Here is a 25,358-nt window from a genome sequence, read left to right as displayed (position 1 = left end):
TGAAAAAGGCCGGTCGGAGGAGCGACCGGCCTTTTATTCTCAAATTACCTGATGAGAAAATCGGGAGGATTAGGGAACGAGACCGAAGATGACGGCGGCGACAAAAGCCACACAGACGCCGACAAGAGCCGCATGTACCGAATCTTTCCAGTTGCGCGGCGACTGGGGCTGCGAGACAAAGTCTTTTACTTTTCCTGCCTTGGAATAAGACATTGTATACTCCTTGCCTGCTCGGCCCTTCAAAGCGGGCATTGCTTATCTCGCTTGTAAAATAGCTTTATTCCCCACTGTTTCCGTAGAGATAAAATTCCATAAGATTGGCGCATCGGGAAAAATACCGATTGCGACTTGCCCACCGGCAAGCATCAATCTACCCATGGCGCAGGATCAGCGCGGCGGAGGGCATCTCCTCTCAAAACCACTGGCGGGCACGGAAAACACCATGACGGATATCGACGCCATCATCATCGGAGCCGGGGTGATAGGGCTGGCGACAGCGCGCGAACTGGCGATACGTGGCCTTTCCGCCATTATCCTCGAAAGCGGGAAGGAATTCGGCTCGGCCACCTCCTCCCGCAACAGCGAAGTCATTCACGCCGGGCTCTATTATCCAACCGGAAGCCTCAAGGCCCGACTTTGCGTGGAGGGCAAGGAGCGGCTTTACGCCTTCTGCCAAAGCCACAGCGTTTCACATCGCCGCTGTGGCAAGCTCATCGTCGCCACGCGCGATGAAGAGGTGGCCATGCTCGCCGCCCTGCGCGAAAAAGGCATAGCTAACGGCTGCGACGACCTCGAGCTAGTCGATGCGCGACAGGCGCTCCTGCTCGAACCCGCACTCGCCTGCGTCGCAGCCCTGATATCGCCCTCGACCGGTATCATCGACAGCCATGGTTATATGCTGGCGCTCCTTGGAGACGCGCAGGATCACGGCGCTGCCCTTGCCCTGAACGCACCCTTCGAAAAGGCAGAAGTGATCCGCGATGGTTTCCGGATTCACGTCGGAGGCGCAGAGCCCACCAGCCTGACATGCCGGCTGCTCGTCAATTCTGCCGGCCTTGTCGCACCGATGGTGGCGAGGAAGATCGAAGGAGTGCCGGACGAAGTGATCCCGCAGGCGCGTTTCGCCAAGGGCAGCTATTTTTCGCTGGCTGGCAAGTCGCCCTTTTCACGGCTGATCTACCCCGCGCCGCACACCCATGGTCTCGGCGTGCATCTCACGCTCGATCTCGCTGGCCAGACCCGTTTCGGGCCGGATGTGGAGTGGGTGGACACAGTCGACTATGCCGTCGATCCCCGCCGCATGGAGGGTTTTGGAGACGCTATAAGGCGCTATTGGCCAGGTCTTCCCGATCACGCGCTGATCCCGGCCTATTCCGGTATCCGGCCAAAGATTTCCGGTCCGGACGAACCGGCCATGGACTTCCGCATCGATGGGGCGGAAACACACGGTCTTGCCGGCCTCGTCAATCTTTTCGGCATAGAAAGCCCCGGACTTACCGCCTCGCTGGCAATTGCCGGGGAGGTCGCAGCACGCTTCGAGGCCTGATCTCAACCTCACCCGAAACGGGACAGCGCGCCGGCCATGATCTGCGGATCGATATTGCCGCCGGAAGCAACTGCGATCACCGTTTCGCTTTCCAGTTCATCGCCATGAAATAGCGCCGCCGCCAGGGCCACCGCGCCGCCGGGTTCAACAACGATCTTCAGCCGGTTGAAAGCGAGAACCGTCGCACGCAGCGCCTCATCTTCGGTCACGACGACGCCTTTTCCGCAAAGCCCCGCCATGATCGGGAAGGTGATATTGCCGGGCTGCGGCGTGACGATCGCGTCGCAGATCGAACCCGAGGTCGTGGCGTTACGCTCGATCCTGCCCGAGGCAAGGGAGCGGGCCACATCGTCGAACCGTTCCGGTTCTGAAGTTCTGACCTTGTAGTTCGGCGCTTTTGCCGAAAGCGCAAGGGAGACGCCGGATGTGAGGCCACCGCCACCGCAAGGCACCAGAACCTCCGCCGCATCGATGCCCAGTTCCGCGCCCTGTTCAGCAATCTCCAGTCCCACTGTTCCCTGCCCGGCAATGACCAGCGGTTCGTCATAGGGCCTTATAAGCGTCAGCCCACGCTCGTTCGAAAGGCGATCTCCAATGGCATCGCGATCTTCGTTTGCCCGGTCATAAAGCACGACCTCTGCGCCATAAGCGCGGGTATTTTCGATTTTGATCTTCGGCGCATCCGACGGCATGATGATAACGGCAGGAACATTGTGCAGCTTCGCGGCAAGCGCCACACCCTGCGCATGGTTGCCGGAGGAAAAGGCGATCACGCCCTTGGCGCGCACCTCCGCCGGAAGGCCGGAGACGGCCGACCAGCCGCCGCGAAACTTGAAAGAACCGGTTCGTTGCAGGCATTCAGCCTTCACGAACAGCTTTCGCCCGGCAATTTCGTCCAGAAAAGAGGATGAAAGAAGCGGTGTGCGAACCGCATGGTTGCCGATGCGCCCACGCGCGGCTTCTATCATCGAAATATCTGTCATGTCATGCCCCTGTGATGCGGATTTGCGGGTACATTAAGAGGTCGCACTCAATTGCGAAACCGCCTGGAAAAGAAAAATCCCCAGGCATGGCCGGGGATTTTGTCCTATGCGATCAATGATTGTGCCGGGGCATCTTCTCGGCAATCCGGCGGAAATCTGCGGCACCTTCCAGAACCGCGCCATCCGAAAGCTGGGTTACGGATTTACGATAGATGCGCTGCCATGGTGTCGCATCCGCGGGAACAGCGGGAATGCCGTCAGCCTTGCGCGCTTCCAGCTCCGCCTCCGCCACCAGCGCATTGCACTCGCCTTCATTGAAATCGATGCGGATCACATCGCCGGTGCGCAGCCATGCCAGTCCGCCGCCCGCCGCGCTTTCCGGCGAGGCGTTGAGGATGGACGGGCTGTCCGCCGTTCCCGACTGCCGGCCGTCGCCGATCGTCGGCAGGCTGGTGATACCCTTTTTCAACAACGCATCCGGCGGCTGCATGTTGACGACCTCAGCCGAACCCGGCCAGCCGAGCGGCCCCGCACCGCGAATGACGAGAATAGTGCGCTCATCGATATCAAGGGACGGATCGTTGATACGGGCGTGATAGTCTTCCGAACCGTCGAACACCACACATTTGCCCTCGAAAATTCCCTCGCGGCCCGGCTCGCTCAGATAGCGCTGGCGGAATTCCGCCGAGATAACGCTCGTCTTCATGATGGCGAAATCGAACAGATTGCCCTTGAGAACGAGGAAACCGGCCCTTTCTTTGAGTGGCTTATCGTAAGGCAGGATCACGTCACGGTCGGTGGATTCCCGGCCTTCAAGATTTTCCGCCATGGTTTTGCCGGTTACGGTCGGACAGCCTCCATCGAGCTTGCCTGCGTTGAGAAGCTCCCACATGATGGCGGGCGTGCCGCCGGCGCGGTGATATTTCTCTCCCAGCCATTTACCGGCCGGCTGGACATTGGCAAGGAGCGGAATGTCGTAGCCGTGAACCTGCCAGTCCTCCTCGCGAAGCTCCACGCCCGCATGTTTCGCCATGGCCGCCAGATGTGGCTGGGCATTGGTGGAGCCGCCAATCGCCGAATTGACGCGGATCGCGTTCAAAAACGCCTCGCGCGTCATGATGTCGGAGGGCTTGATGTTCTCGACAACCAGCTCGACGGCACGGCGGCCGGTGCGATAGGCCATCTGGCCGCGTTCACGGTAAGCTGCAGGGATCGCGCCGCAGCCGGTGAGCGACATGCCGAGCGCCTCCGCCATGGCATTCATGGTGGACGCGGTGCCCATGGTGTTGCAATGGCCGACCGAAGGCGCGGATTCGAGCGCCGCCTGCAAGAATTCCTCGCGGGTGATTTCGCCAGCACCGTATTTACGGCGCATGCGCCAGATGACGGTGCCAGAACCGACCAGATCGCCGTCATGATAACCGTCGAGCATCGGCCCGCCGGATAGAACGATGGCTGGAATATCCACCGTGCTTGCCGCCATCAGCGCCGAAGGCGTAGTCTTGTCGCAGCCCGTGGTCAAAACGACGCCGTCGAGCGGATAACCGTAAAGCACCTCCACGAGGCTCAGATAGGCAAGATTGCGGTCGAGCGCCGCTGTCGGGCGCTTGCAGTTTTCGAACATCGGATGGGTCGGAAACTCGATGGGAATGCCGCCCGCGTCACGAATACCGTCCCGCACCCGCTTGACCAGCTCCACGTGGACGCGGTTACAGGGCGTCAGGTCGCTGCCGCTCTGGGCGATGCCGATGACCGGCTTGCCGGAGCGCAGTTCTTCCGGCGTCACGCCGTAATTCATGAAACGCTCCAGATAGAGCGCCGTCATGTCGAGATGGTCGGGATTATCGAACCAGTCCTGCGACCGCAAACGGCGCATCGGTGTCTTGTCGTCGCTCATGAGATCGCTTCAGCCCTGTTCCCGGTTGTTCAGTTTTTCGAGGTAAAGCAGGATGCCGCTATGATCGATATCGGCCCCGCCGTCACCGACGAAATCATCAAATTCCCGCGTGACTTGCTGGGTGAGCGGCAGGGTGAGAGCGAGATCCTTGGCCGTCGCCAGCACGCCGTTCAGATCCTTGAGCTGGAACTTGGACGGACCGCCCGGCACAAAATTGCGCTTCACCATGCGGTCGCCATGCAGTTCCAGGATCCGGCTTTCGGCAAAACCGCCGCGAATGGCGTTACGGAACCCTTCACGCGATGCGCCGCCCGCTTCCACCAGCATCATCGCCTCGGCAACCGCGCCGATGGTGATGGCGACGATCTGCTGGTTGGCGAGCTTGCACAGTTGGCCGGCACCCGAGGGACCGACATAGGTGAGCCGGCCCATCGGCGCGAAAACATCGGCAAGACCCGAGATCAGCGTCTCGTCCCCACCGGCCATGATGGCGAGCGTACCGGCCGTCGCGCCCGGCACACCGCCGGAAACCGGCGCATCGACGTGATGGATGCCCAACGACTGAAGCCGGGAGGAATGTTCTCGCGCAATCGGCGGCGCAATCGAGCTGCTGTCGATCACGACAGCACCCTTTTTCAGCGCTTCGGCCACGCCAGCCTCGAAAAGCACCTCGCCCACGGCCTTGCCGTCGCTCAGCATGGTGATGACGATATCGGCGCCCCTGGCTGCCTCCGCCGGCGATGCAGCGACGACCGCGCCATCGGCAACAAGCGCCTCGGCCTTATCGGCGCTACGGTTCCAGACGGTGACCGAAAAGCCGGCGCCCAGCAGACGCCGGGCCATCGGCCCGCCCATCAGGCCCGTACCGATAAAGGCGACAGACCGCTTCTTCTCCTCCCCGCCAGCACTCATTTCAGTGAACCTCCCAGTTCGTCCTCGATATGAACCTGAATGATTTCTTCGAACGAGCTTTCAGCCGTAAAGCCGAGTTCGCGGGCGCGCTTGGCTTCGAAACCGGGGGCCCAGCCTTCACACATGCGCATGATCATTTCATTCGGCTCGCGGCGGATGAGGGCAACGGCCTTTTCGCCGGCGACCTTGCGCAGCGCTTCGATCTGCTCGCCGACGGTGGCGCTGAGGCCTGGCATCGACAGGTTGCGACGCGGGCCGACCTTTTCCACGTCAATCGTTGCGCCATGGATGAGGAAGCCGACGGCGGAACGCGGCGAAGCGTGCCAGTGGCGAATGCTCTCAGGCACCGGCAGCACCGCTTCCTGGCCGACCAGCGGCTCGCGCAGAATATTGGAGAAGAAGCCGGAGGCGGCCGCATTCGGCTTGCCGGGGCGGATGCAGATGGTCGGCAGGCGAATGCCGATACCATCGAAGAAACCGCGACGGCTGTAATCGGAAAGCAGCAGCTCGCAGATCGCTTTCTGCGTGCCGTAGCTGGTCAATGGCGTGGAGTGGAACTCGTCCGGGATCGGATAGGGCAGCGGCGCGCCGAAGACGGCGATAGACGAGGTGAAAACCACGCGCGGCTTGTAACCATCCTTGCCGTTGGCGATGCGGATGGTGTCGAAGAGATAACGCGTGCCGTCGAGGTTGATGCGGTAGCCCTTGTCAAAATCGAGTTCAGCTTCGCCGGAGACGATGGCGGCAAGGTGGAAGATGACGTCCGGCCGGACTTCGACCAGCTTTTCAGCCTCACCCGGTGCGGAGAGGTCGGCCGCGCGTGCATCGACAGCACCAGAAAAGCCGGTAGGCGCTTCAGGCTGGAACACGTCGATAAGCGTGAATTTCTCGACCGGCTTGCCGCCCAGCGATCCATCCTTGACGAGACGCTGCGTCAGCTTGCGGCCAACCATGCCTGCGGCGCCGATGATTGCGATATGCATGTCTTCCTCCTCTTTGTCCCGACCATTCTCCCGAGACCGAAAAAACATCATCGGCCGACCGACCGATAAATTAGCTTGTAAGGTTGTCTGATAACCTTATATGATCGAGTTGAAAATAGTATTTTTTTACAAACTGGAAAAAGCAAGGGCGCCGGCAAAATCAAGGCACGTCCCTTGCCCGGGCACTTTAGGGCGGATTGGACGGAGAGGGTGAAATGACGATCGTGAGCGAACACGACATCGAGGAACTGCGGTTCTCGCTGAAGAACAGGCTGGGCGAAGCTTTGCTGCTGACATCGCAAGAGGACATGCTGCGCTATTGCCGCGACTGGCATGGCGACGTCACCAGCTCGGCCGTGGCCGTTATCCGCCCCCGTTCGACGAAGGAAGTTTCCGACACGGTCAGCGCCTGCGCCGAACTCGGCCTCTCCATCATCCCCCAGGGCGGGAATACCGGTCTGGTGCTCGGCGGCATTCCCGATGCCCCCAAGCGTCAGGTCGTATTGAGCCTCGAGCGCATGAACGCCATCCGCACCATCGATAGCGACGATTTTTCCGCCGTCGTGGAGGCCGGCTGCATTCTCTCGGAATTCAAGGATGCGGTTGAGGAAAAGGGTATGTTCTTCCCGCTGTCGCTCGGCGCACAGGGCAGCTGCCGCATCGGCGGCAACGTCTCCACCAATGCGGGCGGCATCAATGTCCTGCGCTACGGCATGACCCGCGAACTCGTGCTGGGTCTGGAAGTGGTCCTTCCAGATGGCACCATCTGGAACGGGCTTTCGACGCTGCGCAAGGATAATCGCGGCATCGATCTGAAGCAGCTCTTCATCGGCGCGGAAGGAACGCTCGGCATCGTCACAGCCGTTGCCGTCAAGCTTTACCCTAATCCTGAACATGTCGAGACGGCGCTGCTCGGCCTCGATTCGCTTGATGATGCCATCAAGCTTTACCGCCGCGCGCGCCGCGAATGCTGCGACCTGATGTCCGCCTTCGAATTCATGCCGCCTGTCGCCTTCACGCTGGCGATCGAAGCTATACCCGACCTGAAAATGCCGATTGCCGGCGATTACCCCGCTTACGTGCTGATGGAAATTTCAGGCTCCGGTCTGGTGGACACGGCCGACCTGATGGGCCGCTTCCTTGAGGGTGTGATGGAAGACGGCTTGGTGCTGGACGGCGTGATCGCTTCTTCACGGACACAGGCGCAATCGCTGTGGCTGTTCCGCGAAGGCATGAACGAAGGGCAGGCGCTGCGCGGCGCACATATGCGCACCGACATTTCCGTGCCCTTGTCGAAACTCGCCGCTTTCGTGGCAGAAGCCGAGGCGGAACTGGCGGAAAAACTGCCGGAGTGCCTGGCGGTTTCCTACGGCCATGTCGGAGACGGCAACGTCCACCTCAACGTGCTGCCGCCGAACGGTTCGACGCCGGAAGAGCGCGAAGCATTTATCTACAAGTCCAAGACACTCGTTAACGAGGTCCTCGACCGCTACATCGGCAGCATCAGCGCCGAACACGGCATCGGCCGCCTGAAACGCTCTGATTTCGAAAGCCGGCTATCTGATGTGCAGCGCCGGATGATCACGGGTCTGAAAAACGCCTTCGACCCTGATTTGCGGATGAATCCCGGTTGCCAGATAACCCTGCAACCGGATAGCTAATCGAGGACGGCGAAGGCGGCTGAAAGCGCCGCCTTTGAAAACCCCGCGGACGGCGAAGGAGGAAGTCGCCTACCGCGGGAAAACGAACCAATCGTTTCTGTGGAACGGGAGCAACCATGACGCTGGAGTTCAGTCAGATTCATCGCAACGACCATCTGCCCGGCCGGATCGCTGCGGAGATTGCGCGCGAAATCAATGATTCGAAGCTCGGACCGGGCGACAGGTTGCCAACCGAACATGTTTTGGCAAAAACCTTCGGGGTCAGCCGCTCGGTCATCCGCGAGGCGATCGCGCAATTGCGCAACGAAGGTTTTGTTGAAACCCGGCAGGGCGTTGGCGCATTCGTCACCGATCCCCGGCAAAGACTGTCCATCCGAATCGAGCGATCGCGGCTGAATGATCCGGAAAATTTCCGCGATCTTTTCCAGCTTCGCATGCCACTGGAAATAGAAGCAGCCGGGCTGGCCGCACTGCACCGCAGCCCGCAGCAGTTGACGCGGCTGGCGGCAGCTTTGGAAAAGATGAAAACCGCCGACGATTGGTCGACGGAAGGCGTCGCGGCCGATCTTGACTTCCACCGCATTCTGGCGGAAGCGACTGAGAACGAATATTTCCTGATGTTCCTCGGCTTCATCGCGGAACGCATCAGCTCCGCCATCAATATTGCTTTTTCGCGTGCAGTTTTTGGTGAAATTCTCGAGGTGACGATCGCCGAGCATGTGGCAATCTACGAGGCCGTCGAGAAGGCCGATGCCACAGCTGCCAAGAACGCCATGCGCAAGCACCTGATCGGTGCTGCAAGTCGGGTCAATCTCGAACTCGACATCTTCTGAGCCGCAAATGAGCAGGCCGGAAAAGCTATAGGACAGGTTTACGATTTTCCGGTAATTGAGGCACGGAACACGATAATTTTGTCGGCGTAGCCGCTAGACTCGCAGCAAAAGTCATACTAAGAAGAATGGGATTAGGTTGTCAGACATCCAGACAATAAGACCGCAGGAGGCGGCCTGTGGGGTGCTGAAGGGGAGAACTACATGACCGGAAAAAGGTCCATCGACGCTGCCGCAATTTTGCCTGAAGATTTCGAAAACGCGCTGCTCGTCGGCCGCGTCTGGTCGAAAAGCGAAGACGGCCCCTGCCCTGTCCTGCTGAAGGGCGGCGTGCTTTATGACCTCACTTCGATTTCCCCAACCATGTCCGAACTTCTGGAAAAGACGGATCTGGTGGCGCGGCTCGCCGACACCGGCTCTCTTGTCGCACTCGGCGCGCTGGAAGCGTTTCTGGACGGTTCCGCCGGCGAACTCCTTGCCCCCAACGATATTCAGGCGGTCAAGGCCGCCGGTGTCACTTTCGCCGACAGCATGCTGGAACGCGTGATCGAGGAGCAGGCCAAGGGCGATCCGCTGCGCGCGCAGGAAATTCGCGGACGGCTGGCGCCGGTTCTCGGCGACAATCTCAAGGGACTTGAGGCCGGCTCCGAAAAAGCTGCCGAAGTGAAGAAACTGCTCCAGGAAATGGGCCTCTGGTCGCAATATCTGGAAGTGGGCATCGGCCCGGATGCGGAGATATTCTCCAAGGCGCAGGCCATGGCTTCTGTCGGCTGCGGAGCGCTGATCGGCGTTCACCCGAAGTCGCAGTGGAACAACCCGGAGCCGGAAGTGGTGCTCGCCATCACCTCAGACGGCCGCATCGTCGGCGCAACGCTCGGCAACGACGTCAACCTGCGCGACTTCGAAGGTCGTTCCGCCCTGCTGCTCAGCAAGGCGAAGGACAATAACGCATCCTGCGCGATCGGTCCCTTCATCCGCCTGTTCGACGGAAACTTCACCATTGAAGATGTGAAGAGGTCGCAAATCTCGCTTTTGGTCGAGGGCGAAGACGGTTTCACCATGACGGGCGTCAGCCCGATGGAGGCGATCAGCCGCACGCCGGAAAACCTTAGCTCCCAGCTCTTGAACCGTAACCACCAATATCCTGACGGCGCCGTCTTCTTCCTCGGCACGATGTTTGCGCCGGTCAAGGACCGCCATGGCCCAGGCCTCGGCTTCACCCATTCGAAGGGTGACCGTGTCGAAATCTCCACGCCCAAGCTCGGTAAGCTGATCAACTGGGTCACGACGACGGACGAATGCCCGGAATGGACGTTCGGCACCGCGGCCCTGATGCGCAACCTGGCGAAACGAGGGCTGCTCTAGATATTTCTTCGGGAGGGGAAAATGCAGAAGATCATCAATCTCTTTTACCGGATTCTCGAAATCATTCTCGTCCTGCTGCTTGCCGGCATGGCGATCATGGTCTTCGTCAACGTCGTCATGCGTTACACGATGAATTCGGGCATAAACGTCTCGGAAGAATTGTCACGCTTCTTTTTCGTGTGGCTCACCTTCACCGGCGCCGTCGTCGCCTTCAGGGAACATGGTCACATGGGTATCGAAACCATGGTGATGTTCCTGTCGCGCCGCGGCCGCATCCTTTGCATGATCTTATCAAACATTGTCATCCTCACCTGTTCCGCCATCTTCTTCTGGGGGACGTGGAAGCAGTCTGGCATCAATGCCAGCATGCATGCGCCAGTCACCAAGCTATCGATGATCTGGGTCTACGGCATCGGTATGTTCACCGGCGCCCTGATGTTCATCATTGCGCTGGAACGTCTGTACCGGCTCGTTACGGGCCGCGTGACGGAAGACGAAATCGCCCAGTTCGCGGGCGAAAACATGACGATCGAACAGCTTTCGGAGCGCTGATACCATGACACTCCTCGTTTTTGTCGGCTCTCTGCTCGGCGCTATGGCGATTGGCGTTCCCGTCGCTTTCTCGCTGATGTTCTGCGGCGTTGTGCTCATGTGGTATATGGGCATGTTCAATACCCAGATCATCGCTCAGAACATGATCGCCGGCGCGGATACATTCACGCTGCTCGCCATCCCTTTCTTCATTCTGGCCGGTGAACTGATGAACTCTGGCGGCCTCTCCCGCCGCATCATCGATTTTGCGATCGCCTGCGTCGGTCATATCAGGGGCGGTCTCGGGATCGTCGCCATCATGGCGGCCATCATCATGGCCAGCATCTCCGGCTCGGCCGCAGCCGATACCGCGGCGCTTGCCGCAATCCTCATCCCGATGATGGCGAAGGCCGGTTACAACGTGCCGCGCTCGGCAGGTCTCATTGCTTCCGGCGGTATCATCGCTCCGGTCATCCCCCCCTCCATGGCCTTCATTGTTTTCGGCGTTGCCGCCAACGTCTCGATCACCCAGCTCTTCATGGCGGGGATCGTACCGGGCCTGCTGATGGGCCTTTCATTGGTCGCAACCTGGTTGTTCGTCGTCCGTAAGGACAACATAACGCCGCTTCCGAAGACCACGGCCAAGCAACGCATGCGGGCAACAGCACGTGCCGGGTGGGCGCTCGGTATGCCGGTTATCATTCTCGGAGGGATCAAGGCCGGCATCATGACCCCGACAGAAGCCGCTGTCGTGGCCGCTGCCTACGCCCTGTTTGTCGGCATGGTGGTCTACCGCGAACTAAAGCCGAGTGAGCTTCCGCACGTGCTCCTGCGCGCAGCCAAGAGCACCTCGATCATCATGTTCCTGGTCTGCGCCGCACTCGTCTCCGCATGGCTTATCACGGCTGCAAACATTCCGAACGAGGTTGTCGGTTACATCGAACCGCTGATCGACCGTCCGATGTTCTTGATGTTTGCGATCATGGTCCTGATCCTGGTCGTCGGTACTGCGCTCGACCTGACACCCACCATCCTGATCCTGACGCCCGTTCTGATGCCGATCATCAAGCAGGCGGGCATCGACCCAGTCTATTTCGGCGTCCTCTTCATTATGAATACCTGTATCGGTCTCATCACGCCCCCTGTTGGCGTCGTGCTGAACGTCGTCAGCGGCGTCGGTAGGGTTCCGTTGGGCCGCGTCACGGCGGGCGTACTGCCTTTCCTGCTGACACAGGTCGCCGTGCTGTTCCTTCTGGTGATTTTCCCGGACATCGTCCTCGTACCACTGCAGTATCTCCGTTAACCCGCAACCCGCTTCTCGCAAACAATCCAAGGGAGGATATTATGAGAAAGCTTCTTCTGACCACCACGGCAATCGCTTTCGCAGTTGGCACTGCTGCCCCGGCAATGGCCGAATTCAACAGCCGCAACATCCGTGTTTCCAACGGCATCAACCAGGACCATCCGGTCGGCAACGGCATCAAGGCCATGCAGGCCTGCCTCGACGACAAGTCGGGCGGCAAGCTGAAGCTAACCGCATTCTGGGGCGGCGCGCTCGGCGGCGACCTCCAGGCGACCCAGGCCCTGCGCTCCGGCGTTCAGGAAGCGGTCGTAACGTCCTCGTCGCCGCTCGTCGGCCTGATCCCGTCGCTCGGCGTCTTCGACCTGCCGTTCCTGTTCTCCAACGCCAAGGAAGCCGATGCCGTCATGGACGGCGCCTTCGGCGACATGATGAACAAGAAGCTGGAAGAACAGGGCCTCGTAAACCTGGCCTACTGGGAAAACGGTTTCCGCAACCTGTCGAACTCCAAGCGTGCCGTGAACAAGTGGGAAGATTTCTCGGGCCTCAAGGTCCGCGTGATGCAGAACAACATCTTCCTCGACACCTTCCAGAACCTCGGCGCCAATGCAACGCCGATGGCCTTCGGCGAAGTCTTCTCGGCGCTGGAAACCAACGCGATCGACGCGCAGGAAAACCCCTATGTGACGATCGACACCTCCAAGTTCTACGAGGTGCAGAAATACGTCACCGAGACGAACCACGCCTATACGCCGTTCCTCTTCCTCTTCTCCAAGCCGATCTTCGACAGCTACACGCCCGAAGAACAGGCCGCCCTGCGTGAATGCGCGGTCGTCGGCCGCGACGAGGAGCGCAAGGTCATCCGCGAGCTGAACCAGAAGTCGCTGGAAAAGATCAAGGCGGCTGGCCTCGAAGTGAACACGCTGTCTCCTGAAGAACAGGCGCGCATTCGCGAAAAGTCGATGGTTGTCTACGAAAAGCACAAGGCTGAAATCGGCGCCGACATCGTCGACGCCGTTCTGGCGGACCTGAAGAAGATCCGCGGCCAGTAATCCTGACTGAATACAACTAAAAACACCCGGAGGTTCCGCCTCCGGGTGTTTTTGTTTGTGAAAATCGCCAATAGAAAAAAGGCTGCCGGAGCAGCCTTTCAACAGATCACGCCGTACGGTTCTGCCGGTTGGCGATGAGGTCGTCGACAACGGCCGGATCGGCGAGCGTCGACGTATCTCCCAGCGCACCAAAGTCATCCTCGGCGATCTTGCGCAGAATACGCCGCATGATCTTGCCGGAACGGGTCTTCGGCAGACCCGGCGCGAACTGGATTTTATCCGGTGTCGCAACCGGGCCGATTTCGTTGCGGACGTGCTTCACCAGCTCCTCGCGCAATGAATAATCGCCGTTCTGGCCCGCCATCAGCGTGACATAACAATAAATGCCCTGCCCCTTGATGGGATGCGGATAACCGACAACGGCTGCCTCCGAAACAAGGTGATGCGACACCAGCGCCGATTCCACTTCAGCGGTGCCGAGACGGTGGCCCGACACGTTCAGAACGTCATCCACGCGGCCAGTGATCCAGTAATATCCATCCTCGTCACGACGGCAGCCGTCACCGGTGAAATATTTGCCCTTGTAGGTGGAGAAGTATGTATCGACGAAGCGCTGGTGATCGCCATAGACGGAGCGCGACTGGCCCGGCCAGCTGTCGATGATGCACAGATTGCCGTCCGCCGGTCCTTCCAGCACATTGCCTTCGGCATCGACCAGCTGCGGCTGCACGCCGAAGAACGGCCTTGTGGCCGAGCCGGGTTTCAGATCGGTCGCGCCCGGCAGCGGCGAAATGAGAATGCCGCCGGTTTCCGTCTGCCACCAGGTATCGACGATCGGGCTCTTGTCCTCGCCGACCACATGGTAATACCACTCCCAGGCTTCCGGATTGATCGGCTCGCCGACCGTGCCGAGAAGCCGCAGGCTGCTGCGCGAGGAGCGCTTCACGAACTGGTCGCCCGCCCCCATCAGCGATCTGAGCGCTGTCGGCGCCGTATAGAAGATATTGACCTTGTGCTTGTCGATGACTTCCCAGAAGCGGCCCTGATCCGGGAAGTTCGGAACGCCTTCGAACATCAGCGTCGTCGCGCAATTCGCAAGCGGCCCGTAGACGATATAGGAATGGCCGGTGACCCAGCCGACATCGGCCGTGCACCAGTACACCTCGCCGTCCTTGTAGTCGAAGACATATTCATGCGTCATCGACGTATAGACGAGATAGCCGCCCGTGGTGTGCAGCACGCCCTTCGGCTTGCCGGTGGAGCCAGACGTATAGAGGATGAACAGCGGATCTTCCGCGCGCATCTTCACCGGCGGGCAATCCGGTTTCACGGTAGCGATTTCCTGATGGTACCAGATGTCACGGCCCGGCGCCCAGCCGGTCTTGCCGCCGGTGCGGCGTACCACCAGAACCTTGTTAACGATGACATATTGCTTGGCGGCAATATCGATCGCCTTGTCGGTGTTTTCCTTGAGCGGGATCGGCTTGCCGCCGCGCACGCCTTCATCGCAAGTGATGACGAAGGTCGATTCGCAGTCGACGATACGGCCGGCCAGCGCTTCTGGCGAGAAGCCGCCAAAGACGACGGAGTGCACCGCACCGATGCGCGCGCAGGCGAGCATCGCATAGGCCGCTTCCGGAATCATCGGCATATAGATCGTGACGCGGTCACCCTTCTTGACGCCGTGCTTCTTCAGCACGTTGGCCAGACGGCAGACATAGTCGTAGAGCTGATTATAGGTGATCTTCTTGTCGATATAGGGGTTGTCGCCTTCCCAGATGATCGCCGTGCGCTCGCCATGCGTCTTCAGATGCCGGTCGATACAGTTATAGGAAACGTTGGTCAGGCCATCCTCGAACCACTTGATCGGCACGCGCCCCTTGAACGACGTATTCTTGACCTTGGTATAAGGCTTGAACCAGTCGATCCGACGGCCGTGCTTGTCCCAGAACTTTTCAGGATCCTCGACGCTCTCCTGGTACCATTTCTGGTAACGCTCATTATCGATGAGCGTGCGGGCTTTCGCCGACTTGAGCACCGGGTAGATTTTGGCAGACATGAACTCCTCCTGGAACCGGGTATGGCTTCTGACGCGGCCCGAGACTCCCACCTCAGGCATGTGTTGAATTCATAGCAGGTCAATTGCGCACGGCAATTAGACAAAGGTCATTTGTTTCGCAAAGAATTGCAATTATGATGCAATCCGGTTATAGAGCGGCAATATCCCGGAAATCAGTGGTTGATACCACGCCCGCGACACCGGCGCGGACGGACAGAAGGACTGTATCTATGGCTCAACAATTGCTCATGCCAAAGGCAACGGCTGTATGGCTGGTTGACAACACCGCGCTGTCGTTCGATCAGATCGCCACGTTCTGCAAACTGCATCCGCTCGAAGTCAAGGCCATTGCCGACGGTGAAGCCGCGCAGGGCATCAAGGGTCTCGATCCGATCGCGACCGGACAGCTCTCCCGTGACGAAATCGCCCGCGCGGAAGGCAATCCGAACCACAAGCTCAAGCTTTCCGAGCCTAAGGTTCGCGTGCCGGAATCCAAGCGCCGCGGCCCGCGCTACACCCCGGTTTCCAAGCGTCAGGATCGTCCGAACGCTATTCTCTGGCTCGTTCGCAACCACCCGGAACTGAAGGATGCGCAGATTTCGCGTCTCGTCGGCACCACAAAATCGACGATCGAACAGATTCGCGACCGCACCCACTGGAACTCGGCCAACCTGACGCCGATGGATCCTGTGACGCTCGGCCTCTGCAGCCAGATCGATCTCGACCTCGAGGTCGAACGCGCCTCGCGCGGCCGTCCGCTGCCGACTGCCGAAGAACTGGATAACACGCTGCAGCCGGCAACGGCGACGGAAGGTCTGGACTACAGCTTCCAGCGCGAGGAAGACGAGCAGATCGACGCCGATGCGGTCTTCAAGAAGCTCAGCTCGCTGAAATCCACGCAGAAGGACGAAGACGAGGACGATCACTACTGATCGGACGTCTTTTAGAGTTTAAAAACCCGGCCTCAGCGCCGGGTTTTTAATTTGCAGCCTTATCGCGCACCGAAGATCGCCGAACCCACACGAACACTCGTCGCGCCGAATTCCACGGCAGTTTCGAAATCGCCCGACATGCCCATGGAAAGCTTCTCAAGCCCACATTGTTTGGCAAGCTTCGCCAGAAGCGCAAAATGCGGGCCCGGATTTTCATCCGCCGGCGGAATGCACATCAGTCCTTCGACCTGCAATTTCAGCTCATCCCGACAAAAATCCACGAAAGCTACGGTCTCACGCGGGTCGATACCCGCCTTTTGCGGCTCAAGGCCAGTATTGACCTGCACATAAAAACGAAGGCTGCGACCCTGTTTACGGCATTCTTCGGCAAGCGCGCGGGCGATCTTCTCCCGGTCGACACTTTGCACCACATCAAACAGCGCCACGGCGTCCGCCGCCTTGTTGGACTGTAGCGGGCCGATCAGATGCAACTCGATATCAGGCGTCTTCTGCTTAAGCGCCGGCCACTTGCCCTGCGCTTCCTGCACGCGGTTCTCGCCGAACGCGCGCTCACCGGCATCGATGACCGGCTGGATCGCCTCCGCGTCGAAGGTCTTCGAGACCGCGACGAGGGCAACATCCGCCGCCTTGCGTCCGGATTTTTCCGCAACATCGGCAATGCGCTGCCTGACATCCTCGAGACGTGCTTCGATTTCCATCACAAGACCTTCATTTGAACCATTCGCAACGCTAACTAGCCACCGATTGCCTTGATGCCAAGCGCCTTTAGCACCATTTGAGGCACGCTGGCCAAGATTGAACGTCCGAACGTCCCGCCAAACTTGACGCCCCGGTCGTTTCATGGTGAAGGTCAGCGCACATTTTTCCCCTCGATACCCGGAATTTTAGACAATGGCCATCGAACGTTACAATCCTCGCGACGCCGAGCCGCGCTGGCAGCAAAAATGGAACGAGGACAAGGTTTTCGTCACCGACAACAGCGATCCGCGTGAGAAGTATTACGTTCTAGAGATGTTTCCCTATCCGTCGGGACGCATCCATATGGGCCATGTCCGCAACTACGCGATGGGCGACGTCGTCGCCCGTTACAAGCGCGCCCGCGGTTTCAACGTCCTGCACCCGATGGGCTGGGACGCCTTCGGCATGCCTGCCGAAAATGCGGCCATGCAGAACAAGGTTCATCCCAAGGACTGGACCTACCAGAACATCGCCACCATGCGCGGCCAGCTGAAATCCATGGGCCTGTCCTTGGACTGGACCCGTGAGTTCGCCACCTGCGATGTGGAATATTACCATCGCCAGCAGGCGCTGTTCGTCGACTTCATGGAAAAGGGCCTGGTTTACCGCAAGCAGTCGAAGGTCAACTGGGACCCGGTCGATCACACGGTTCTGGCCAATGAACAGGTCATCGATGGCCGCGGCTGGCGCTCCGGTGCGTTGGTCGAACAGCGCGAACTGACGCAATGGTTCTTCCGCATCACCGATTTTAGCCAGGACCTGCTGGACGAGCTGGATACGCTCGACCAATGGCCGGAAAAAGTACGCCTGATGCAGAAGAACTGGATCGGCCGTTCCGAGGGCCTGTCGCTGCGCTGGCGGACGGTTGCCGACACGGCGCCGGAAGGTTTCTCCGACATTACCGTCTATACGACACGCCCCGACACACTGTTCGGCGCCTCCTTCCTGGCGATCGCCGCCGACCACCCGCTGGCCAGAGAACTGTCCGCGAACAATCCGGCGATTGCCGAGTTCTGCGACGAATGCCGCCGCCATGGCACCTCGCTCGCAGCGCTCGAGACGGCTGAAAAGAAGGGTATCGATACCGGCGTCAAGGTCGTGCACCCGCTGGACCCCAGCTGGGAACTGCCGGTCTATGTCGCCAACTTCGTACTGATGGACTATGGCACCGGTGCGATCTTCGGTTGCCCATCCGGTGACCAGCGCGATCTGGATTTCGCCCGCAAATACGGCCTGCCGGTCGTGGCCGTCGTAGCCCCTGAAGGCCCCGATGCCGCAAACTTCACCATCGATGATACCGCCTTCACCGATGACGGCGTGATGATCAATTCGGGCTTCCTGAACGGCATGAAGACGGCTGACGCCTTCGAGGCCGTCGTGCAGAAGCTTTCCACGCAGACACTCGGCAATACGCCGCAGGCAGAGCGCAAGGTCAATTTCCGCCTGCGCGACTGGGGCATTTCCCGCCAGCGTTATTGGGGTTGCCCGATCCCGGTCATCCATTGCGAAGTCTGCGGTGTGGTCCCGGTTCCGAAAAAGGACCTCCCGGTCAAACTGCCCGATGACGTGACGTTCGACGTGCCCGGCAACCCGCTGGACCGGCACCCCACCTGGCGCCATGTCTCCTGCCCGCAATGCGGTCATGACGCGCGCCGCGAAACCGACACGATGGATACATTCGTCGATTCCAGCTGGTATTACACGCGCTTCACCGCGCCGTGGGAAGACGCGCCGACCGACCCGAAGGTCGCCAATCACTGGCTGCCGGTAGATCAATATATCGGCGGCATCGAGCATGCGATCCTCCATCTGCTCTATTCGCGCTTCTTCACCCGCGCCATGCGCGAAACCGGCCATGTCGGCGTCAAGGAACCCTTCAAGGGCCTGTTCACGCAGGGCATGGTGGTGCACGAGACCTATAGCCGCGGCGAGGGCACGGCGCGCGAATGGGTGCCGCCTGCGGAACTGCGGATCGAGGAAAGCGACGGGGCTCGCCGCGCATTCCTGCTCTCGTCCGGCGAAGAGGTGAAGATCGGCTCCATCGAGAAGATGTCGAAGTCGAAGAAGAACGTGGTTGACCCGGATGACATCATCGCATCCTACGGCGCCGATACAGCACGCTTCTTCGTCCTGTCGGACTCTCCGCCCGATCGTGACGTCATCTGGTCCGAAGCCGGTGTGGAAGGCGCAAACCGGTTCGTCCAGCGCGTCTGGCGCATCATCGGCGAAGCGGCGGAAGAGCTGAGAACCGTCCAGCCGAAGCCTGCGACCGAAGGCGAAGGGCTGGCGGCCTCCAAGGCGGCCCACAAAACGCTGAAAGCTGTGCAGGAGGATCTGGACAAGCTCGCCTTCAACAAGGCCATTGCCCGCATCTATGAACTGGTCAATGCACTCGCCGGTCCCCTTGCGGATGTCGCTGCGGGCGGCAAGTCTAATGACGTCAAGGCGGCAGCGCGTGACGCCGTCGAAATCCTCATCCGCATCATCGCCCCGATGACGCCACATCTGGCGGAAGAATGCTGGTCCGTACTGGGTAACACGGGCCTCGTGGCCCAGACGCCGTGGCCTGCCTTCGTCGCTTCGCTGGTCGAGGAAAACGATGTCGTTATGCCCGTGCAGGTCAACGGCAAGAAGCGTGGCGAATTGACAATCGCGCGCGATGCGGATCAAGATGCGGTCCGCACGGCCGCCCTTGCGCTGGATGCCGTCAAATCCATTCTTGCCGGTGGCGAGCCCAAGAAAGTCATCGTGGTTCCGCAGAGGATTGTAAACATTGTTGTCTGACGTTTTTTCAAGATGGAGCCGCGCCGCGGCAGCGATTTCCGTCGTGACGATGGCTGGTCTTCTGGCTGGCTGCCAGGTGCGCCCGCTTTATGGGGAAGCTTCCGGCACCAAGGAAAGGCTGGCGGCCGTCAGCGTCTCCGATATCGGCGGCAGGGCCGGGCAGGAAGTCCGCAATCAACTGATCTTTCTAATGGCTGGCGGCGCAGGCCAACCGGCCACGGCTCAATATAACGTCAAGGTTTCCGTAAGCTCGAGCGCTACCTCGACGGAAGTGCAGAATTATGACCTGACGACCCGCTCGAACAATAATTACGATGGTCCTTACCCTGGTCGTGTCGTGATGAGTGGTCAATATGTGCTGACGCGGGTTTCCGACGGTCAGATCCTGCGCTCCGCACGCCGCAGCGTAACGGCGCAGGTGGATCTGCCGCAGCAGGAATTCGCCAAGATCCGGGCAACTCGCGACGCCGAAAACCGTGCGGCCCGGGAACTTGCCGAAATCATCCGCACCGATATCGCCGCCACCCTCGGCCGCTGAGAGCGGCGGCCGTGACGGAGATAAAGTCCCATGAATTTGAGCGCTTCGCCGAAAACCCGGCGGAGCGCTTTCGTGTTTTCGTGCTTTACGGCCCGGATCGCGGTCTCGTGTCGGAACGCGCAGGCGTCATCGCCAAAAAGACCGGTATCGATCCCGATGACGCTTTCGCATCGCTGAAACTGACCGCATCCGATCTGCAGGGCGACCCCGGCCGTCTACTCGACGAGGTGAATGCCATCGGCCTTTTCGGCGGCGAAAAACTCGTCTGGGTTAAAGGTGCTTCGTCCGAAAAGGCGCTGGTGGACGCCCTCCAGATTCTGGCGGAAACGCCACCGGAAGCGAGCTTCCTCATCATCGAAGCAGGCGACATCAAGAAGGGTACGGGACTGCGCAAGATCGCAGAACCGGCGCGCTCCATCGCAGCCATCCCCTGCTATGCCGACGATGCGCGCTCGTTGAACGCATTGATCGATCAGGAACTCTCAGCCGATAATCTGCGTATTGCGCCGGCCGCACGGCAGAGGCTGATCGAATCCCTTGGCGGCGACCGTATCGCCTCGCGCAACGAAATCCGCAAACTGGCGCTCTATTGCCGTGGAGCCGACGTGGTCGAGGAGGACGATGTACTGGCGATCATCGGAGACGCCAGCACGGTTTCCGCCGACGATGCTGTCGACGCCATTCTGAAAGGCGACAGAAACGCCTTCTTCCACGCAACGCAGAAGATCGTCTCTTCGAAGACCCCGATCTTCCTCGTCCTCCAGGGATGCCTCAGGCAGTTCCAGTTGCTCGACCAGATGAGGGCCGAAATGGATGAGAAAAAACTGCAGGCCGGTCAGGTCATGCAGACACTTGGGCGCCACATTCATTTCCGCAGAAAACCCATCATCGAAAGAGCGCTGCGAACATGGCAGCCAGCGGCGATCGCCCGCGAGATGAACCGTCTGCAGGCCGCTATCCTGCAAAGCCGTCAGCGGCAAAGCCTGGAGGAAAGCGTGGCCCTTCTGACATTGCTGTCGACCACGCTGCAATCCGGCCGCAGTGGATGACGCTCAGCAAAAAGCCCTCGCAGCAACAACTCGAGGGCTTTTTAAATCATGGTTTCGCTGTCAGGCCGTAAAAATCAGTCGCCCTGGCCGGGTTCGGCGGAGAAATAGAGATCGAGCTTACCTTCGACGCCGTCCATCTCCTTGGCTTCCGGCATCGGGTCACGCTTGATGGTGATATTAGGCCAGATCGCCGCATATTCGGCATTGAGCTTCAGCCATTTGTCGAGGCCCGGCTCCGTATCGGGCTTGATGGCTTCGGCGGGACATTCCGGTTCGCACACACCGCAATCGATGCATTCATCGGGATTGATCGCGAGGAAATTTTCACCCTCGTAAAAGCAGTCGACGGGGCAGACCTCAACGCAATCGGTATATTTGCAGCGGATGCAATTGTCGGTCACGACATATGTCATGATGAACTCCAGAATATGCAGGCCGGGTCTTTGGGCTTCGGAACACAAGCCGTCGCCCGGAATTCAGACAGGGCAATTTCGCAAGTGACGTAATGCCTTTGCTTACAGATAGCAAGGATAAACAATTCTGAAAAAGGGGTGTGACCCGGAGGTTTATTCTAATCTTTGCTTCCGTCGCTGTCAGACAGAAACCTGTCGAGCGCCCTGCGCTCTTTTTTAGTGGGACGCCCGCTGCCCGGCTGGCGCAACGCCTGCTCAAGAGGCGTCATACTGTCGGAAGGTTCCCGTGGCGGCGTCTCGTCCTCATAGAGAAGTCTGGCTTCCTCATAGGGTCCACGCCGTGTTCCGCCGGACTTGACGACGAGTACCTTGTCCATCCGCTCAAAGCCAATCTCCAGCCTGTCCCCCACCTTCAGCATGTGGCTGGGCTGGCGGATGGCAGCACCGTTGACCTTGACGTGGCCCGACTGAATGTAGCTCTGGGCCAGCGAACGGGATTTGGCCATGCGGGCAAAGAACAGCCACTTGTCCAGACGCTGACGCGTGCTTTCGAGTGGCTGTTCGCTGCTTCCCATGGGCTTACTTCTTCAGCTGCTCCTTGAGAGCAGCGAGCTTTGCGAAAGGCGAATCCGGATCGAGCGGCTTTTCCTTGCGCGGCGGCTTGGCTTCGAAGCGCTGCTGACCCTGCGGCTTACCACCACGGTCATTGCGTTCCGGCCGGTCCTTGCGCTCCCCGCGATCGTGACGATCGTTATTGCGGTTGTTGCCACGGTCCGGACGGCCACCATCGCGCTTGCGCTCGCCGTCGCCGCTGCGATTGGCACTTGCACCGTCACGATTGTCGCGACGGCCTTCACCGCGACGCTCGCCCTGTTCGCGCGCTCCATCACCACGGCCCTGACCGCGATTGCCGGGACGACGGTTTTCGCCACGCTGATTTTCGTTGCGGCCACCCGGACGCCACAGAAGAACGGGCTTGGGCTCGGCGGCCTCAGCGCTTTCCGGCGCAGCCTCGGCTGCGACAACCTCTTCGCTGGCAGCCACCGGCGCCTCGACAGCTTCGCCTTCGACAGCAGCCGCCGTCTCGGACACCTGTTCTTCGGAAGCCGGCTCGTGTTCCTCGGTCTCGACGCTTTCCTCTTCAGCCGTCGCCGCTTCCGCGGCAGCCGGAGCAGAGGCACCGGCGTGGCTGGCGAGGAAGGCCTGTGCCTCTTCCGCCGTCACCTGATCGGCGCGGTAACCGAGGCCCTTGAGAATTTCTTCCATGTCATCAAGCGTCGCGCCGAGAATGGAAAGCATGGCGGTCGTCGTCGTGAAACGGCGACCGTCATAAGCGCCTTCCGGGCGCGGCTGCTGACCGGGTTTCCACTGCAGCAGCGGGCGGATGAGATCGGCCAGACGCTCGAGAATGTCGATACGCACGGCACGCTTTCCGAGGAAGCGGAAACCGGCGAGCTTGTAGAACATACGCTCGAAGCTGGCATCGGTGACGACCGAAGTACGGCCTGCGGCCAGCACCGGAATGAGATCGCCGTAACCCGGCTTTCCAAGGCCATCATTTTTTAAAGCCCAAAGCAGCGTCACAAGCTCCGCCGGAGCGGGCTTGAGAAGTGCGGGCAGGAAAACGTGATAGGCGCCGAAACGCACGCCATAACGGCGCATGGAGGCGCGCGCGTCCTGATCGAGCGACTTCACGTCCTCGGCGACGTCGCGGCGGAACAGCACGCCAAGATTTTCCACGAGCTGGAACGCCAGACCCTTCGCCAGGCCCTGAAGATCTTCTGCGCGGGAAATATCGTCCAGCGGCTTCAGCACGGTCGCAATCTGGTGATTGACGAAACGCTCGACGCGCGCCAGCGCGTGATCACGGGCATTGCCGTTCAGCTGTTCGTCGGCAAGCAGGATCACCCGCGGCTTCATGATGTTGTCGCCGGTCGAAAGCCGGGCAACCGGCTCGCCCAACCAGCGAACCAGACCATCGGAGCTCAAAGCGAGATCGCCGTTTCCACTGGCATGCAGACGCGCGGCGCGCGCCTCGTATTCGAGCGCGAGCGCTTTTTGCGCCGCAGCCTGCACGGCCTTCTGATCCGGCCCTTCCATTCCCGGCACCGGGGTGAACCGGAACCCGGCCAATTGGCCGACGTGATGTCCTTCTACGAAGACATCACCATTTACACTGATTTCAGCTTCAAGCATCGCATTCTCTCTCAGGCGCCTCATGAGCACAGATGTCCTGCGATCAACAAAGCGTTTCGTCAACCTTTCATGTAGCGCATCGGACAATCGATCCTCGATTTCCCGAGTCTTTTCTTGCCAGTGTGTCGGATCGGCAAGCCATCCTGGGCGGTTCGATACATAAGTCCATGTTCTGATCTGCGCAATCCTCGCAGACAAGGTATCGATCTCCCCATCCGTGCGATCGGCGCGACGCACCTGCTCGGCCATGAAATCCTCGTTCACCGCCCCGCGCTTGACGAGATCGAAATAGAGCGTGGAGATGAGGTCGGCATGCTGTGCGGGGGCGATGCGGCGATAATCGGGCAGCGCGCAGGCCTCCCAGAGTTTTTCCACCCGCACATCCGTCGTGGTCACGTCGATGATTTCAGGGTAACGCGACAGATATTCCAGCGCCTGCTGGTCGATGGCCGGCAGGGCGCGCGAAAGCCCCTGGATCGTCGGCGCGGCGTCAAGGCTCGCGCGCAGATTGGCGATGGAGGAAAAATCGAAATTTTTCGTCCGCCACTGCAGCACCTTCACCGCATCGAACTGATGGGTTTCGATCCGCTCGACCAATTCGTCATCGAACGGCTCGACACGCCCCGTCACGCCAAACGTACCGTCGCGAAGATGGCGGCCAGCGCGGCCGGCGATCTGACCGATCTCGCCGGGATTGAGATTACGGAACTGATAACCGTCGAATTTGCGGTCCTGCGCAAAGGCGACATGGTCGACATCGAGGTTGAGTCCCATACCGATGGCGTCCGTAGCGACAAGATATTCGACGTCGCCCGACTGGTAGAGGCCTACCTGCGCATTGCGCGTGCGCGGCGAAAGCGCGCCCAGCACCACAGCCGCGCCGCCGCGCTGGCGGCGCACCAGTTCAGCGATGGCATAAACCTCATCGGCGGAAAAGGCGACGATCGCCGTGCGTTGCGGCAGGCGGGTGATCTTCTTCTGACCCGCATAAAAGAGTTGAGACAGGCGCGGCCGCTCGACCACGGTTATTCCCGGCAGCAGTTTTTCAAGGATAGGGCGCATCGTGCCCGCGCCGAGCAGCAGCGTTTCCTCCCGCCCGCGCAGATGCAGCACCCGGTCGGTGAAGATATGCCCGCGTTCGAGATCGCCCGCCAACTGCACCTCGTCTATCGCAACGAAGGCGGCCGTCGTTTCACGCGGCATGGCTTCCACCGTGCAGACGGAGTATTTGGCTTTGGGAGGCGCGATTTTTTCTTCGCCGGTAATCAGCGCCACATTCGGCGCACCCACTTTTTCAACTAGGCGGGTATAGACCTCCCGCGCCAGAAGACGCAGCGGCAGGCCAATGACACCGCTTCCATGCGCGACCATCCGCTCGATCGCGTAATGGGTCTTGCCGGTATTGGTGGGGCCGAGAACGGCCGTGACACCGCGGCCGCTCAGGATCATGGGGCGAAAATTCAACGTACTATCCGCGAATCGACTTCATCTGCTTGCTTTGCCGCCCGACATTGCTGATGGGCCGCAGGCCTCACACATGGCAACGCCCGCAGCCAAAGGCAATAGGC

The 25,358-nt window shown here is 60.0% G+C and carries 21 protein-coding genes; 11 read left to right on the top strand and 10 right to left on the bottom strand.

The window, feature by feature from the left end; genetic code table 11:
- Window positions 1-69: 69 nt before the first annotated feature.
- Complete coding sequence (locus PL597_RS12125) at window positions 70-213, bottom strand: hypothetical protein (protein WP_003505150.1); 144 nt, start codon at window positions 211-213, stop codon at window positions 70-72.
- 229 nt (window positions 214-442) lie between these two features.
- On the opposite strand from PL597_RS12125, the gene PL597_RS12120 reads away from it, so the two are divergent.
- The gene (locus PL597_RS12120) at window positions 443-1,546 is read left to right on the top strand and encodes an NAD(P)/FAD-dependent oxidoreductase (RefSeq protein WP_271365237.1); all 1,104 of its coding nucleotides are present in this window, start codon (window positions 443-445) and stop codon (window positions 1,544-1,546) included.
- 8 nt (window positions 1,547-1,554) lie between these two features.
- Here the strand turns inward: PL597_RS12120 and PL597_RS12115 are convergent, their stop codons facing one another.
- The 4 genes from PL597_RS12115 to denD all read right to left on the bottom strand — a co-directional run bounded on the left by PL597_RS12115 (window position 1,555) and on the right by denD (window position 6,321).
- The gene (locus PL597_RS12115; RefSeq protein ID WP_137412315.1) at window positions 1,555-2,529 is read right to left on the bottom strand and encodes a threonine ammonia-lyase; all 975 of its coding nucleotides are present in this window, start codon (window positions 2,527-2,529) and stop codon (window positions 1,555-1,557) included.
- A 112-nt stretch (window positions 2,530-2,641) separates the two neighbouring features.
- The gene (locus PL597_RS12110; protein ID WP_269824802.1) at window positions 2,642-4,426 is read right to left on the bottom strand and encodes an IlvD/Edd family dehydratase; all 1,785 of its coding nucleotides are present in this window, start codon (window positions 4,424-4,426) and stop codon (window positions 2,642-2,644) included.
- A 9-nt stretch (window positions 4,427-4,435) separates the two neighbouring features.
- Window positions 4,436-5,338 (bottom strand): NAD(P)-dependent oxidoreductase, encoded by a 903-nt coding sequence (locus PL597_RS12105; RefSeq protein WP_269826570.1) that lies wholly within the window; start codon window positions 5,336-5,338, stop codon window positions 4,436-4,438.
- Window positions 5,335-6,321, bottom strand: coding sequence for a D-erythronate dehydrogenase (gene denD, locus PL597_RS12100; protein ID WP_271365236.1), 987 nt, complete (start codon window positions 6,319-6,321; stop codon window positions 5,335-5,337). The genes PL597_RS12105 and denD overlap by 4 nt, the downstream gene beginning before the upstream one ends.
- Window positions 6,322-6,536: 215 nt before the next feature.
- Between denD and PL597_RS12095 the strand changes: the two genes are divergently transcribed.
- The 6 genes from PL597_RS12095 (at window position 6,537) to PL597_RS12070 (ending at window position 13,060) form a co-directional block, all read left to right on the top strand.
- Window positions 6,537-7,982, top strand: a complete 1,446-nt coding sequence (locus PL597_RS12095; protein WP_271365235.1) for an FAD-binding oxidoreductase — start codon at window positions 6,537-6,539, stop codon at window positions 7,980-7,982.
- A 116-nt stretch (window positions 7,983-8,098) separates the two neighbouring features.
- Complete coding sequence (locus tag PL597_RS12090; protein ID WP_077981316.1) at window positions 8,099-8,815, top strand: FadR/GntR family transcriptional regulator; 717 nt, start codon at window positions 8,099-8,101, stop codon at window positions 8,813-8,815.
- A 201-nt stretch (window positions 8,816-9,016) separates the two neighbouring features.
- On the top strand, window positions 9,017-10,177 hold the full coding sequence (locus PL597_RS12085) for a fumarylacetoacetate hydrolase family protein (RefSeq protein WP_271365234.1): 1,161 nt from the start codon (window positions 9,017-9,019) through the stop codon (window positions 10,175-10,177).
- 21 nt (window positions 10,178-10,198) lie between these two features.
- A complete protein-coding gene (locus tag PL597_RS12080; RefSeq protein ID WP_077981314.1) occupies window positions 10,199-10,729 on the top strand; it encodes a TRAP transporter small permease in 531 nt (176 codons plus the stop codon).
- A gap of 4 nt (window positions 10,730-10,733) precedes the next feature.
- Complete coding sequence (locus tag PL597_RS12075) at window positions 10,734-12,011, top strand: TRAP transporter large permease (RefSeq protein ID WP_077981313.1); 1,278 nt, start codon at window positions 10,734-10,736, stop codon at window positions 12,009-12,011.
- A gap of 41 nt (window positions 12,012-12,052) precedes the next feature.
- On the top strand, window positions 12,053-13,060 hold the full coding sequence (locus PL597_RS12070; RefSeq protein WP_137412319.1) for a TRAP transporter substrate-binding protein: 1,008 nt from the start codon (window positions 12,053-12,055) through the stop codon (window positions 13,058-13,060).
- A gap of 106 nt (window positions 13,061-13,166) precedes the next feature.
- Here the strand turns inward: PL597_RS12070 and acs are convergent, their stop codons facing one another.
- The gene (acs, locus tag PL597_RS12065; protein WP_077981324.1) at window positions 13,167-15,119 is read right to left on the bottom strand and encodes an acetate--CoA ligase; all 1,953 of its coding nucleotides are present in this window, start codon (window positions 15,117-15,119) and stop codon (window positions 13,167-13,169) included.
- A gap of 230 nt (window positions 15,120-15,349) precedes the next feature.
- Here acs and PL597_RS12060 point away from each other — a divergent pair, with 230 nt between their 5' ends.
- Window positions 15,350-16,051 (top strand): DUF1013 domain-containing protein, encoded by a 702-nt coding sequence (locus PL597_RS12060; protein WP_162520501.1) that lies wholly within the window; start codon window positions 15,350-15,352, stop codon window positions 16,049-16,051.
- 59 nt (window positions 16,052-16,110) lie between these two features.
- Here PL597_RS12060 and PL597_RS12055 read toward each other — a convergent pair whose 3' ends face one another.
- Complete coding sequence (locus PL597_RS12055; RefSeq protein ID WP_269824800.1) at window positions 16,111-16,770, bottom strand: YggS family pyridoxal phosphate-dependent enzyme; 660 nt, start codon at window positions 16,768-16,770, stop codon at window positions 16,111-16,113.
- Between the two features lie 193 nt (window positions 16,771-16,963).
- Between PL597_RS12055 and leuS the strand changes: the two genes are divergently transcribed.
- Genes leuS through holA form a run of 3 tightly spaced genes read left to right on the top strand, consistent with a single transcriptional unit; the run spans window position 16,964 to window position 21,181 of the window.
- The gene (gene leuS, locus PL597_RS12050; protein WP_142912926.1) at window positions 16,964-19,594 is read left to right on the top strand and encodes a leucine--tRNA ligase; all 2,631 of its coding nucleotides are present in this window, start codon (window positions 16,964-16,966) and stop codon (window positions 19,592-19,594) included.
- Complete coding sequence (lptE, locus tag PL597_RS12045; RefSeq protein WP_162520500.1) at window positions 19,587-20,132, top strand: LPS assembly lipoprotein LptE; 546 nt, start codon at window positions 19,587-19,589, stop codon at window positions 20,130-20,132. Before leuS ends, lptE begins: the two co-directional genes overlap by 8 nt.
- Window positions 20,133-20,143: 11 nt before the next feature.
- Window positions 20,144-21,181, top strand: a complete 1,038-nt coding sequence (gene holA, locus PL597_RS12040; protein WP_142912925.1) for a DNA polymerase III subunit delta — start codon at window positions 20,144-20,146, stop codon at window positions 21,179-21,181.
- Between the two features lie 74 nt (window positions 21,182-21,255).
- Here the strand turns inward: holA and fdxA are convergent, their stop codons facing one another.
- The 3 genes from fdxA to PL597_RS12025 all read right to left on the bottom strand — a co-directional run bounded on the left by fdxA (window position 21,256) and on the right by PL597_RS12025 (window position 25,239).
- A complete protein-coding gene (gene fdxA / locus PL597_RS12035) occupies window positions 21,256-21,594 on the bottom strand; it encodes a ferredoxin FdxA (protein ID WP_035222116.1) in 339 nt (112 codons plus the stop codon).
- A gap of 158 nt (window positions 21,595-21,752) precedes the next feature.
- The gene (locus PL597_RS12030; protein ID WP_077981306.1) at window positions 21,753-22,169 is read right to left on the bottom strand and encodes an RNA-binding S4 domain-containing protein; all 417 of its coding nucleotides are present in this window, start codon (window positions 22,167-22,169) and stop codon (window positions 21,753-21,755) included.
- A gap of 4 nt (window positions 22,170-22,173) precedes the next feature.
- The gene (locus PL597_RS12025; RefSeq protein ID WP_271365233.1) at window positions 22,174-25,239 is read right to left on the bottom strand and encodes a helicase-related protein; all 3,066 of its coding nucleotides are present in this window, start codon (window positions 25,237-25,239) and stop codon (window positions 22,174-22,176) included.
- Window positions 25,240-25,358: the final 119 nt, after the last annotated feature.

It is taken from the genome of Agrobacterium sp. ST15.13.013 (genome assembly GCF_027956525.1).
GTDB classification, from domain to species: domain Bacteria; phylum Pseudomonadota; class Alphaproteobacteria; order Rhizobiales; family Rhizobiaceae; genus Agrobacterium; species Agrobacterium salinitolerans.
This window is presented reverse-complemented; position numbering and strand designations above follow the sequence as displayed.